We start from the raw sequence: 11,990 nt of genomic DNA, 5'->3' as shown, positions 1-11,990 counted from the left end.
CTATTTATGGGCTTTTTAATGCTATATTGTCAGATGATTGATGTCGGATACTTGCTTACTATCAGGCCAGCATACACGCGTACAGCACTGATGATAAAAACTAGAGATAATAGTTTAACAAGTTTAATAAAACAAAACATCACATTAAAAACTTTTAACTGGATTAACCATGAAATTCGCGTATAGTTTGTCATGTAGCCCAGAGAGTTAAAGGCTTGGTAAAAACAGCCAACTCTATCATCACAATGTAACTTAAAACACTGTAATCAAAAAAGGAGCCAATCATGGCAGCTATTATCAATCAAGAAATCCCAGAATTCTCAACAGAAGCGTTTGTAAACGGTGAGTTCAAAACCATCACTTCAGAAGACGTAAAAGGCAGCTGGGCTGTATTTATGTTTTACCCACATGACTTTACTTTTGTTTGCCCAACTGAGCTTGAAGACATGGCAAACCATTACCAAGAGCTAAAAGACTTAGGCGTAGAAGTGTACTCAGTATCAACTGACACGCATTTTGTGCACAAAGCATGGCACGACTCTTCAGAAGCGATTGGTAAAGTCACTTTCCCAATGCTAGGTGATGGCACTGGTAAAATCACTCGTGGTTTTAACATCATGATCGAAGAAGACAACGCTGCCCTTCGCGGTACTTTCATCGTCGATCCAGACGGCCTCATCAAAGTGGCTGAAATCCATGACCTAGGCATCGGCCGTAGCGCAAAAGACGTGGTTCGCAAAGTAAAAGCCGCTCAGTACGTTCGTGACAACGACGGCGAAGTTTGCCCAGCCGCTTGGGATCAAGGTCAAGCAACCCTAAAACCAAGCCTTGATTTGGTTGGTAAAATCTAAGTAGTCGATTGACCTCTTAGATAACGTTATGGCACTGACGACTAACTATGTTTAGAGCCAGTATCATATAGACAAAAACCCTATCAGCAGATGTTGATAGGGTCTTTTTACATCTCGTCCACAGGTTGACACCAGATTTTACCAAATTCTATTTTCGGTTATTTGTGCCGACAACAGGCTTTGCACGATAAGCGGCAGTGGATTATTCAACAGCTTGTTTTATCATCGATGATTTAATCAAGACCATTATAAGTATGAATATGATAATAAAAGAGTAAAATCATGAATCATCAATCAAAAAATAAAGACTTTCCTCAGCAGCAGTCTTTGCTAGGCTCGCAAAAACAACAACAGCCAAGCCCTGAGGTACTACCGCGTGACTATCCAGATGGCAAGCTGGGTGGCAAAGTCGCGATCAAGCGAATTGAAGACACGCCGTAGTTATATGTAGTTATATTATGAAACAAAACCCCCATCAGCAAAAATTGATGGGGGTTTATATGATTAAAAAATGTTTGTGTTTTTGCCCTAGGGCGTATGGTGCTAAGCCTGAGACTGTAGTTTGTTTTTATCGATGATTTGATAAATCTCATCTTTTAAATGCAGCTTTCGTCGTTTCATTTGCTCGATTTCGTCTTCGCGGCTGGTATGTTTGACTGTGTCTTTTTCCAGCTGATTGATTTGCTGATCCAGCATGGTGTGCTCATCAAAAATGCTGGCAAAGTGACTGTCTTTTTGTTTTAGCTCGCTGATGATCTCTCGGTTATCTTGCCATGTATCAGTCTTTCTCATATTGTCATCCTTGTTATGAAGCGCCAGCTTGCCACAAACACCAGCAAGATGAGCGCATGATCGTGAAGATTGCTGTAATGGTGAGACTTGAGGTTGATGCAGACAAATAAGAACCCTTCCCATTCGCCTCATTTGATTGTAGCGAAAAAACTGCCTTGATACCATGGCATTCCGTCAAGGGTGGTTTTAATATTAATCATATTTAATAGTTTGTGATTGGTTTTATAAAACGTAAAGTTTGAGTTTCTCAGCTTGCCCAACATGTCTAAACCCATGATAATAGAGACATCAAAGGGCATAAACCAAATGCCCAATCGCTTCTTTATAACAGAAACAGTCACAAAAAACCGTATTTGAACAGGCAATGCGACAGTTGCCGTTACATATTCAATAATGATGGGGAACAAACATGATAGATCAAAATTTATTAGACGCGATCAAAAGCTATAGCGAAAACATGACTCGTCCGATTACCTTTATATTAGGTAGCGGTGAGCACGAAAAACGCAGTGAGTTGATTGACTTTTTGAGTAAAATCGCAGGCACGACTGATAAGATCAATTTCGACGCACAAGCCACTGACGACAGCTTGCCAAGCGCGATCAGCTTTGCGATTTATAGCCATATCGATGGCGCGCTAAGTGATACGGGTATCGTCTTTAGCGGTATCCCAGGTGGCCATGAGTTTACCTCGCTGGTTTTGGCAATCTTGCAAGCAGGCGGTCATACGCTGAAGTTAGATGAGGGTATTCAAAAACTGATCAAACGCTTTAATAAGCCGTTGCAGTTCCAGACTTATGTCTCGTTGTCTTGCCACAACTGCCCAGAAGTGGTGCAAGCGCTTAACCAATTTGCGATACTCAACGATGATATCAGCAACGAGATGATCGATGGTGCGTTGTTCCAAGAGCAGGTCGAGGCAAACAATATTCAAGGCGTGCCAGCGGTTTTCTTAAACGGTAAGCCGTTTGCCAATGGTCTGATCGATACGGCAAAGCTCATCGAAAAACTGCAAGAGCAGTTCCCTGACTTGCTAGCAGAGGCAGGCGCTGACGAAGACCAATTAGAGCAGCAAGATGTCACCATCATCGGTGCTGGTCCTGCTGGGGTTGCCGCCGCGATTTATACCGCGCGTAAAGGCCTCAAAGTCACCATGGTCGCTGACCGTATTGGCGGACAAGTAAAAGACACACAAGACATCGAAAACCTGATTTCTGTACCGTTGACCACGGGTAACGAGTTGTCAGTCAACTTTGAAAAACACTTGCGCGAGTACAACATCACTCTAAAAGAGCACGTCAGTGTCAAAGAAATCGGTGAGACGGTCGAGGAAAACTACAGCATTCATCTAAATACCGGTGAGAGCTTTGAGACGCGCAGCATTATCCTTGCGACCGGTGCCCAGTGGCGTAAGCTTGGTGTACCAGGCGAAGAAGAAAACATCGGTCAAGGCGTGGCTTACTGTGCTCACTGTGATGGCCCGTTCTTTAAAGGTAAAGACATCGCCGTCATCGGTGGTGGTAACTCAGGTGTCGAGGCAGCACTGGACTTAGCAGGTATTGTCAATCATGTGACGGTGCTTGAGTTTGCAGACGACCTCAAAGCCGATCAGGTGCTGATTAATAAAGCCAAAGAAAAAGACAATATCGAGTTTATCACCAATGCGGCCACTCAAGAGATCAAAGCGACTGACAATAAGGTGACGTCTATCGTTTATCAAGATCGCAGCACCGGTGAGACCCATGAGCGCGATTTGTCAGGGGTATTTGTCCAGATTGGTCTGATGCCAAACACAGATTTTGTCAAAGGCTTTGTCGATCTAAATCGCTTTGGTGAGATTGAAATTGATGAGCGCTGCCGCACTGACCGCAAAGGCATCTTTGCTTGTGGTGACGTGACCACAGTTCCCTTTAAGCAGATCAATATCGCGATGGGTGAGGGTAGTAAAGCAGCATTATCAGCGTTTGAATACTTGGTTATGCAGTAAGCTCTTACTTAATTACTTATCTTTTATAAAACACACCCCTGAAGTCTATATAGGCTTCAGGGGTTTTTATGGTGCATCGTTTATGCCAAGCGTCTTGAGCATTGTTAATGTCATTAGCACAGGCACTTATTGTTATTGCCATGGGGTATCTGGCAGGTGCATGACTTAATGATAGGCTAGTCGTCTAGCAAATCCATGCGTTTGGCCGCTTCATAAATGCCGGTTGAGCGATTGCCCGTACGGCAAAAAATCAGCATGGGCTGCTCAGCTTGATTAAAAAAATCTGCGAATTCTTCGACGTGGTGTTGGCTGAGCTCACTACCGGCAAAAGACACTTCTTTGTAAGCCAAGCCTGCCTCGGTCGCTGCCGCTTCAATCTCTGCGCTGGTTGGCTGTCCTGGCTCTTCACCATCAGGGCGGTTATTGATGATGGTTTTAAAACCATTTTCGGCGAGCATAGGGACTTGGTCAGGGGTGATTTGCCCTGTGATACGAACTTGATGACTCATAAATCTTCCTATTTTTAGTTGTATGGGCTGGTTTTTGCGCCAGCATTTTACGTGTATAGAGCTGTTGGGCTCTATCATGGCTTCTTATCAGCCAAAAATCAGAGATGGCTGTTTGTAGCTTATAGCGTGTATTCATAAAGCCATACAGTCATAGAGCGCAGAGCAATACCCCAGCGGCACTTGGCTATAGTCGATACACTCTAAAAATGTCATAGCGCTACTGGGATGAATTTTGCGCAGCCTCTGGGAACGCAGCACGCAAGTAAAATTTATACCAGTAGCGCGTTTAAATCCATAACAGTTTTACATTCAGCTAACTATATATAGGCTTACAACAAACCCTGCATCAAGGCGCTTTGATACAAGAGCTTGGCACGCGCTCCAGTACCACAAAACATCAAGATGGGTTTGGGCAGCGCGTGATAAAGGGCGGCAAACTGCTCGACGGTCAGCATACTCAAACGCTCATCATCAAAAGGCAGGTGCTGATAACTTAGGTTTGCCTGCTCGGTGGCATCGGCAAACTCGTCACTATTGGGCTGTGACTCCACTTCTGCATCAGGGCGGATGTTGAGCACAGAGCGATAGCCCAGCTCGGCAAGTTTGATACACTGGCTGGGATGAATTTGCTTATAAATCGTTATGTCATCGGTCATAAATAGTTTTGATTAAATATGTGAAAAATGGGATAGGGCAGTCGGTCTGTCATAAGACGGCAAAGCGTCAGGCACCCTCCGTGAGCGGGAGATGACAGCCTACCATTTTAATTTATTTGTCTATACAAAAAATAGCCTGCTTTATATCCTATCATAACGATATTTTATTGCCAGTGACACCAGTGATTGATGCGATGTCGTAAAAACAAAGCGGCAAACAGCAGCTTGCAACTATAAAATCATACATACCAGCCGCCCGCTAGCGCGCTGTCAACGCATTGACCGCGTCTAGTGTACTGAGATAGACCTGCCCTGATAGCTCGGTGATGAGCGGTGTATGGCCGATGACATCCATGACAGGCCCCTTCACAAAGCTAAAGTGCAGACGTTTATGTTGTTGTGCCAGCTCTTTGTTGAGCGTACTGAGCATCTCTTGGGCGGTCAGGTCGATATGATTGACAGCAGACATGATTAAGATAAGCTCGCGCGCCTCAGGGTATTGTTGTAATGCCTTTAAAATGCGCAGGTGCACCGATTCGCTGTTGCCAAAAAATAAGCTTTCATCGATACGCAGTAGCAACAAATTATCAAAAGTCACCACATCATGACGATTGATATTGCGAAAGTGACCAGTGCCGCCCAACTGACCGACGATCGCCACGTGCGGCTTACTTGATTGCCAGATAAGGCTGGCAAAAGACACCATCAGACCGATGACCAGTCCTGTATTTAGGCCAAATATCAGTACGCCTGCAAACGCTGCAATAAAGCTAGCGGCATCCAAACGATCTCGCTGCCACGCCGACTTTAGGGTATCGATATCGATGAGCCCAATGATAGAGGCCATGATGGTCGCTCCTAGCAGCGCATAAGGTAGCGGCGCGAGTGCATTACCAAAAGCGATCAGCGCGGCGATCATCACCACCACAGTGACGAGGCTGGCCATTGGCGTTTTGGCCCCTGAGTCGACGTTGATAGCGGTACGCGAAAACCCGCCAGCGACCGCAAAGCTCTGAAACAGACCGCCAGATAAGTTGGCCAGCCCAAGACCAGTTAGCTCACGGTTGGCATCGAAACGCTCACCGCGCAAGCGTGCATAAGTGCTCGCCACAGAGCTACTGGACACAAAGACAATCAGTGCCATCAGCCCTGCAGTGGGCAAAAGCTTGAGCGCTTCTTGCACATCGGGCAGATGCGGTAGTGTGAAGCTTGGCAGCCCTTGCGGGATACTGCCGATGGTCGCAACCCCCAGCGCGCCCCAATGTAGCGACATACTCAGTATGATCGCCACACCGAGCAAAATCAGAGGAAATAAGCGCTCGGCCCATTTAGCCGATGACGCTGACAGCCACGTACGCCAGACCCACTTGCTGGCATAGCGGTTCGCTACCAAAAGAGCAAAGGCGATGACACCGATGAGCAAGGTCAGAGGATGCAGCTGGCGCGCGTACATCTGCAGGCTAGACAGATAGCCAATCAAGCTACTACCTGCGACTGGAATAGCGGTCAAATACTTCAGCTGACTGACAAAAATAAGCACCGCTGCACCGCTGACAAAGCCTGCCGAGACCCCGCGGCTGATGAACTGCATGATCCAGCCGAGCTTGAGACGTCCGGCTACCCAGAGCAGCGCTCCTACCATAAACGCCAATAGGCTCGCCATCAAGGCGTACTGCTCAGCGCCTTTATCGGCATAGGGCAGTAAGCTACTTGCCGTCATAATAGCCGTGATGGCGACAGGACCGACCGCTTGGACATTGCTCGAGCCCAGCCAAGCATAGACAATGACTGGCACAATCGCCGCATACAGACCATACACAGGTGGTAATCCTGCCAATACTGCGTAGCCGAGGCTCTGCGGAATGACAAGCACGCCCACGACCAATCCGGCGATGACGTCAGTTGGCAAGGTGGCTAGCTGGTATTGGCGTAGCCACGTGGGAGTCAGGCGAGCAGCGATAGAAGACATATCAGTACATCATCTTAAAAAATATTTCGACACCAAAAGATAGCAGCGCCATCAAGTGATAGTGGCCGTCCGCTTCTGTGAACGGCTATTGATTGACTGTGGCTAGTCGGTTTTGGCACAAAAACGTTGGTACAGCAGATTTAAGACCGCCAGCGCATCCTCACTTGCGATACGATAGTAGATCTGTTTGCCTTCGCGGCGGGTCGTGACCAGCTCATCTTTGCGCAAGATACCGAGTTGCTGCGACAAGCTGGGCTGTCCAACGCCGACCAAACCTTCAAGCTCACTGACGCAGTATTCACCTTGGGTGAGCTGACACAGCAGCAGCAAGCGATCAGGGTGCGAGAGCGACTTTAATAGTTGGCTGGCTTGCATAGAGGCTTGTTGCATCTGCTTGGCAAGATCGGCAGGGACAAAGTCTGCTGGATGTGTGGATGCATCCTCATTCGTACTCTGAATGGATGCACTCGATGCTGAAGTAGAAGTAGTCAGAGTGAGCTCCTTATAAATAGCAATAATTATCTCGGTGACATTAGGGCGTGTTGAACATTCGACCATGGCACTGACAGCGACTATTTTTTAGGCGATTCGATGTTAAAAATAATAAGTTTAGTCATTCTAAGCGCTTATTTTTAACGATGAAGCGGCAAAAAAGAGTCCTGTCCCTGCGGGCTGATGCTAAAATTGCCCCATACTGCGTTACAAATCTCGCTAAGGCATCTGCATTATCGTCGCTTTGTGCCTTGTCTGGAACAATTTTAGCGATCAGCAGTGCCTATTTGCGAATGTTCAACACGCCCTAATAAATATATGGTTAATTATCAATGATATCATCAATGATAGCAAGTTATCGTTAATTACATTATATAAATTGATAAAATGTATGGGAGTTGCTATATTAACACCATAAGTGAGTCGGCAACTGTGTAAACATTATATACGACTCGATATCATACTTAACTATTATTTATAGGTTAAAAATATTTATAGATGAAACATTCTGATAGCGAGGCTGCCATGCAAGTTCATTCTTTCTTACATAGCGATACTGAGACCTATACGCACGTACTGGCCGATGTCCAACACAAGTTATGTGCCATCATCGATCCTGTATTGGATTTTGATGCCAAGTCTGGTCACACCGCTACCAGTAGTGTCGATGAGGTCATCGCCTTTGTCCGCGAGCAGGGCTGGGAGCTGGTGTATATCATCGAAACCCACGCCCACGCCGATCATATATCTGCGGCTATCCATGTCAAAGAAACACTCGGCGGGCAGCTCGTCATCGGTCAGCACATCACGGAAGTGCAAAAAATATTTAAGCAAATTTTTAACTTTGACATGAGTTTTCGTACCGATGCCAGTCAGTTCGACATTTTGACAGACGACGGCGATACTTTAGCGCTTGGTGACATCACCATCACAGCGATGTATGTGCCAGGTCATACGCGTGCAGATATGGCCTATCTGGCAGCCGATGCCGAAAAAACCGTGGTGTTTGTCGGAGACACGTTGTTTGCCCCCGATGTCGGCACGGCGCGTTGTGACTTCCCAGGTGGTGATGCCAAGATTCTGTATCACTCTATCCAAAAGTTGCTGGCGCTTCCCGAAGATACCATCATGTATCTGTGTCATGACTATCCGAGCAAAGGACGCAAACACTGCCCCACGACCACGGTTGCCGCCCAAAAAATGGGCAATATTCATGTCAAAGACGGTATCAACGAAGCAGAGTTTGTGCAGATGCGTGAGCGGCGTGATGCCACGCTTTCGATGCCGCGTCTGATTATTCCGGCTGTACAGGTCAATATCGATGCAGGGAATTTTCCGCAACCAGAAGCCAATGGCACCCGTTATCTTAAAGTACCCATCAATGCGCTGGGATAATGGCAGCATGTAAAGTTATGCTATATTTAAAAGTAGCAAACACATACGCCGCAAAAATCATAAGGGCTAAAAAAGGAGTTTGATGATGAATGAACAACACCTGCATCTGGTCTGCCCACACTGCCAAGCGACCAACCGTATACCAGCAGCGCGGCTGACTGCTGCGCCAAACTGTGGTCGCTGTCGTCAGCCATTATTGACAGGCAGCGCACATGAGCTGAGCGCACAAACCGTCAATAAAGTCATTCAAAAAAATGAGGTATTGACCATCGTGGATTTTTGGGCGAGCTGGTGTCAGCCGTGCCTGATGATGGCGCCGCAGTTTAAAGAGGCTGCCAGTCAATTGCCAAAAGTAGTCTTTGCCAAATTGCAAACCGATAAGTACGAACAAGCTGCCGCCCCTTATCGTATACGCAGCTTACCGACGATGGTAGCCTTTAGAGGTGGTAAAGAGATTGCGCGGCAGTCAGGCGCGCTACCCAGTCAGCAAATCGTGCAGTGGGTACAAAGCCTGCAATCATAACCACTAGATGTCCTCCAAAAAAGCCAATACGTTGATCGCGTATTGGCTTTTTTATGGTCGTATGAGCAACGATGATATTTTATCGATTTGACATATATCAACTCACCATAGTTTGTTTATTCGCCATATATCTTGATGCCATTGGCAAAGCTGCAGCGCTGGATGCGTGCGGACTGAACAACGGCATCACGCTCGCCGTAGAGCCGTGATAGCTTGGCATCGCGGGCTTTGGTATTGTTGCTTTTTCCCAGGCCAAAACTGATATTGGGTGAGATACCCCAGCGGCCTGCTGAGACGCCGACCCCCACGCCAGAGGCAGCGATGGTCGACTGCTGATTGCGCGCAGTCTCAACATAGCGATTGATACGGTTGTACTCCTGGCTCAGCGCTTGGCAGTCATAGTTTTGGTAGGTGCTGGGCGGCACATACTGCGGGGTAATATTGCCAGTCGAGGCGCAGCCTGCAAGCGCAAAAATGCCTGCTGAGACCAGTAATGTCGCGGAAAAGAGAGTTTTCATAGTGGCTCCATAAGGCAAGATAGGGGGTATATAAACAGCAAGATCTGTGATAAACGCCGTTGTTTATATTTAAGATAGCAAAAATAAACAGATTAAGATATTGAAAAATATGTCATTTATGAAATATGCCAGCTATAGTCAGTTGCAAACAAAACTGTCATAAGTTCCAAAGCGCTACTGGGATGAATTTTGCGCAGCCTCCGTAAACAGTGCCTTAAAATAAGTTGGCTGGTTTGACCACAGCAAGTATCACGATACCTGCGTAGGCGATCGCCGAGATCAAAATCCCCGTTTTTCTTTGGCCGGGCGTTGCATGGTTATTAAAGGCTTTTATACTGGCACTGATGGCAGCGATTAACAAAATAACCTTGGCAAACACCCACTGCACAGGGGCGTTGGCACTCATTAGCTGCATCAACATGATGGCACCTGAGCCGATGACAAGCGCATAAATGATGTGCGTGGCTATCTTCACCGCCTTTGGGGCGCGTCTATTGGCACTCAATACCAGATAGCTTTGATATAAAAACAGAACGATGGTCAGGACGGCCATCAGCATATGTAAATGTTTCATTAAATATCCTTCCCTCTGAGGTGATCCAATCACGCAGCGCTACCGTCACAACGTTCATACGACGCGCAGTCATGGTTGATTATTCTGTTATTCTGTCGATGGCTCAGCTGTTTTGACCAGCACACAAGGGGCTATCTGGGCTTTGCCCTTGCCATTCTGTTGGCGTATAGGCATGTATGGCTAAGGCATACACCGAGCCACCTTGCGAGGTCAGTAGGGGCGCGACCAAGCCATAAACCAGTTGATGGCGAGCGACCAAACGCTTGCCCTCAAAGGCATCGCTTACGATAGTGAGTTTAAAATGACTTTCTTTGCCATCAAAGTAGCCTGCATGATTCATCGATTCGTTAATCAGCTCGATATGCTGCGGCTGCAAGCTCTGTAGCTCAGCATAGAGGGTATCAGCGGTAGGCGTGGTATTCATGGATAGCATCCTTTTACGCGATATGGTTTGATAAGGTAGTATTTGATAAAGTGTTACGTAATAAAGTGGTGTTTGATGAGGTATGGGCACCGATGACGTATTAGCGTCTTGCGGCGATGCATGAGGTTATTATAGCAGACACTGATGCGCACGCCTTATCATTCAGCAGATAATGGAGTATGGCCACTTTTATAAAAAAAGCAGAATACAAACCGTGGTCTGTACTCTGCTTGACAGTCAATCTAATCAGTCATGCTAAATGATGATTAGCGGCGTGCTTTTTGGTAAAGCGGCACGACTTTGGGCATCAATGACTGCAACTGGGCAATGCGATTGCTGCTGCTTGGGTGAGTGCTCAAAAACTGCGGCGGCTCGCCTTGGCTGGCGCGCTGCATTTTTTGCCATAAGCTAATCGCGGCCTGCGGGTTGTAGCCTGCGCGAGCCATTAGCTCAAGGCCAATCTGGTCGGCTTCTGCTTCTTGAGTACGACCATGCGGACGACTCAGGCCTAGGTCACCGGCGACATTGGCTAGCTGCGCCTGACCTTGCGAGAGACCAAAGATACTAGCGGCGACGCCGATGCCCGTTTGAGTGGCGTATTGGCGGGAGATACGCTCGCGTGAGTGCTCACGTAATGCGTGAGACATCTCATGTCCCATGATGGCAGCGATTTCATCATCGGTCAGATTGAGGCGATCGATGATGCCTGAATAAAACATGATTTTGCCACCTGGCATCACAAAAGCGTTGAGCTGATTTGATTTGATCGTGTGTACTTCCCATGGCCACTTTGCCGCATCAGGACGATAGACGCCGACTTGCCCGATCAGACGGTTGGAGATGTTTTTGAGGCGATTGAGCTGGGCCCTATTGGTATCGAGCAAACCGCGAGCTTTTGCTTCTTGCAAGGTCTTTGCATAGCTTTGCGCTGATAATTGTAACACCTGCTCATTAGAGACCAAGAGCAACTGCTGGCGATCAACGCCCACCGCGCCAGTATTGGTGGTGCTACTACAGCCAGTCAGTGTCAGCGCCGATAAAGACGCGGCCATGACAGTTGTGGTCAGTAATTTTTTCATAATAAACATCCTCACTGTAAATAATAAATAAAGTTGCACAAAGTATAATAATGTTAATAAGCCAAAACCAAGACAGAAAAAGTAACAGTACACCCTATGATTGTAAGTAAACAGCGCGCCCAAACACAGTGATAGACATGCATAGCCGTGAGCCCAGCAAGTCCAGCCCTTTATTTGCTAAAATATTTTAGAAAAACTGGCTGATAATACTCATTGTAAAA

At 46.9% G+C, this 11,990-nt stretch carries 14 protein-coding genes; 5 read left to right on the top strand and 9 right to left on the bottom strand.

Annotation, left to right across the window (positions count from 1 at the left end; genetic code table 11):
- Positions 1-284 precede the first annotated feature (284 nt).
- Positions 285-851, top strand: coding sequence for an alkyl hydroperoxide reductase subunit C (gene ahpC / locus ACNFVB_RS11290; RefSeq protein ID WP_430737565.1), 567 nt, complete (start codon positions 285-287; stop codon positions 849-851).
- Between the two features lie 282 nt (positions 852-1,133).
- The gene (locus tag ACNFVB_RS11285; RefSeq protein WP_430737564.1) at positions 1,134-1,292 is read left to right on the top strand and encodes a hypothetical protein; all 159 of its coding nucleotides are present in this window, start codon (positions 1,134-1,136) and stop codon (positions 1,290-1,292) included.
- A 102-nt stretch (positions 1,293-1,394) separates the two neighbouring features.
- On the opposite strand, the gene ACNFVB_RS11280 is transcribed toward ACNFVB_RS11285, so the two are convergent.
- Positions 1,395-1,643 carry a YdcH family protein gene (locus ACNFVB_RS11280; protein WP_075100410.1) on the bottom strand — a complete coding sequence of 83 codons (249 nt, stop codon included), beginning with the start codon at positions 1,641-1,643 and terminating at the stop codon, positions 1,395-1,397.
- Positions 1,644-2,052: 409 nt separating this feature from the next.
- On the opposite strand from ACNFVB_RS11280, the gene ahpF reads away from it, so the two are divergent.
- A complete protein-coding gene (gene ahpF, locus ACNFVB_RS11275; RefSeq protein ID WP_430737563.1) occupies positions 2,053-3,630 on the top strand; it encodes an alkyl hydroperoxide reductase subunit F in 1,578 nt (525 codons plus the stop codon).
- 176 nt (positions 3,631-3,806) lie between these two features.
- Here ahpF and ACNFVB_RS11270 read toward each other — a convergent pair whose 3' ends face one another.
- From ACNFVB_RS11270 to ACNFVB_RS11255, 4 genes are all read right to left on the bottom strand, one after another.
- Complete coding sequence (locus ACNFVB_RS11270) at positions 3,807-4,139, bottom strand: TIGR01244 family sulfur transferase (RefSeq protein WP_100750024.1); 333 nt, start codon at positions 4,137-4,139, stop codon at positions 3,807-3,809.
- 329 nt (positions 4,140-4,468) lie between these two features.
- Positions 4,469-4,795, bottom strand: coding sequence for a beta-lactamase hydrolase domain-containing protein (locus ACNFVB_RS11265; protein WP_105244106.1), 327 nt, complete (start codon positions 4,793-4,795; stop codon positions 4,469-4,471).
- A gap of 259 nt (positions 4,796-5,054) precedes the next feature.
- Positions 5,055-6,764, bottom strand: a complete 1,710-nt coding sequence (locus ACNFVB_RS11260) for a SulP family inorganic anion transporter (RefSeq protein ID WP_430737562.1) — start codon at positions 6,762-6,764, stop codon at positions 5,055-5,057.
- Between the two features lie 102 nt (positions 6,765-6,866).
- Positions 6,867-7,322: an ArsR/SmtB family transcription factor gene (locus tag ACNFVB_RS11255; RefSeq protein WP_430737561.1), complete on the bottom strand. Its 456-nt coding sequence runs from the start codon at positions 7,320-7,322 to the stop codon at positions 6,867-6,869.
- A 459-nt stretch (positions 7,323-7,781) separates the two neighbouring features.
- Here ACNFVB_RS11255 and ACNFVB_RS11250 point away from each other — a divergent pair, with 459 nt between their 5' ends.
- Positions 7,782-8,651 (top strand): MBL fold metallo-hydrolase, encoded by an 870-nt coding sequence (locus ACNFVB_RS11250; protein ID WP_192996176.1) that lies wholly within the window; start codon positions 7,782-7,784, stop codon positions 8,649-8,651.
- A gap of 82 nt (positions 8,652-8,733) precedes the next feature.
- A complete protein-coding gene (gene trxC / locus ACNFVB_RS11245; protein ID WP_430737560.1) occupies positions 8,734-9,174 on the top strand; it encodes a thioredoxin TrxC in 441 nt (146 codons plus the stop codon).
- Positions 9,175-9,290: 116 nt separating this feature from the next.
- Here the strand turns inward: trxC and ACNFVB_RS11240 are convergent, their stop codons facing one another.
- The 4 genes from ACNFVB_RS11240 to ACNFVB_RS11225 form a co-directional block, all read right to left on the bottom strand.
- Complete coding sequence (locus ACNFVB_RS11240; RefSeq protein ID WP_430737559.1) at positions 9,291-9,692, bottom strand: hypothetical protein; 402 nt, start codon at positions 9,690-9,692, stop codon at positions 9,291-9,293.
- Between the two features lie 214 nt (positions 9,693-9,906).
- Complete coding sequence (locus ACNFVB_RS11235; RefSeq protein ID WP_105244101.1) at positions 9,907-10,266, bottom strand: SirB2 family protein; 360 nt, start codon at positions 10,264-10,266, stop codon at positions 9,907-9,909.
- A 103-nt stretch (positions 10,267-10,369) separates the two neighbouring features.
- Positions 10,370-10,690 (bottom strand): BolA family protein, encoded by a 321-nt coding sequence (locus tag ACNFVB_RS11230; RefSeq protein ID WP_430737558.1) that lies wholly within the window; start codon positions 10,688-10,690, stop codon positions 10,370-10,372.
- A gap of 266 nt (positions 10,691-10,956) precedes the next feature.
- Positions 10,957-11,769: a M48 family metallopeptidase gene (locus tag ACNFVB_RS11225; protein WP_430737557.1), complete on the bottom strand. Its 813-nt coding sequence runs from the start codon at positions 11,767-11,769 to the stop codon at positions 10,957-10,959.
- Between the last annotated feature and the right edge of the window lie 221 nt (positions 11,770-11,990).

It is taken from the genome of Psychrobacter sp. VH5, from assembly GCF_050572635.1.
Lineage (GTDB): Bacteria > Pseudomonadota > Gammaproteobacteria > Pseudomonadales > Moraxellaceae > Psychrobacter > Psychrobacter celer.
The sequence above is the reverse complement of the archived record's forward strand: the minus strand, read 5'-3'. Positions and strand labels throughout refer to the sequence as shown.

Coding starts and splice junctions, on each gene's coding strand:
- ahpC (WP_430737565.1), top strand. CDS start 285: ATGGCAGCTATTATCAATCAAGAAATCCCAGAATTCTCAACAGAAGCG.
- ACNFVB_RS11285 (WP_430737564.1), top strand. CDS start 1,134: ATGAATCATCAATCAAAAAATAAAGACTTTCCTCAGCAGCAGTCTTTG.
- ACNFVB_RS11280 (WP_075100410.1), bottom strand. CDS start 1,643: ATGAGAAAGACTGATACATGGCAAGATAACCGAGAGATCATCAGCGAG.
- ahpF (WP_430737563.1), top strand. CDS start 2,053: ATGATAGATCAAAATTTATTAGACGCGATCAAAAGCTATAGCGAAAAC.
- ACNFVB_RS11270 (WP_100750024.1), bottom strand. CDS start 4,139: ATGAGTCATCAAGTTCGTATCACAGGGCAAATCACCCCTGACCAAGTC.
- ACNFVB_RS11265 (WP_105244106.1), bottom strand. CDS start 4,795: ATGACCGATGACATAACGATTTATAAGCAAATTCATCCCAGCCAGTGT.
- ACNFVB_RS11260 (WP_430737562.1), bottom strand. CDS start 6,764: ATGTCTTCTATCGCTGCTCGCCTGACTCCCACGTGGCTACGCCAATAC.
- ACNFVB_RS11255 (WP_430737561.1), bottom strand. CDS start 7,322: ATGGTCGAATGTTCAACACGCCCTAATGTCACCGAGATAATTATTGCT.
- ACNFVB_RS11250 (WP_192996176.1), top strand. CDS start 7,782: ATGCAAGTTCATTCTTTCTTACATAGCGATACTGAGACCTATACGCAC.
- trxC (WP_430737560.1), top strand. CDS start 8,734: ATGATGAATGAACAACACCTGCATCTGGTCTGCCCACACTGCCAAGCG.
- ACNFVB_RS11240 (WP_430737559.1), bottom strand. CDS start 9,692: ATGAAAACTCTCTTTTCCGCGACATTACTGGTCTCAGCAGGCATTTTT.
- ACNFVB_RS11235 (WP_105244101.1), bottom strand. CDS start 10,266: ATGAAACATTTACATATGCTGATGGCCGTCCTGACCATCGTTCTGTTT.
- ACNFVB_RS11230 (WP_430737558.1), bottom strand. CDS start 10,690: ATGAATACCACGCCTACCGCTGATACCCTCTATGCTGAGCTACAGAGC.
- ACNFVB_RS11225 (WP_430737557.1), bottom strand. CDS start 11,769: ATGAAAAAATTACTGACCACAACTGTCATGGCCGCGTCTTTATCGGCG.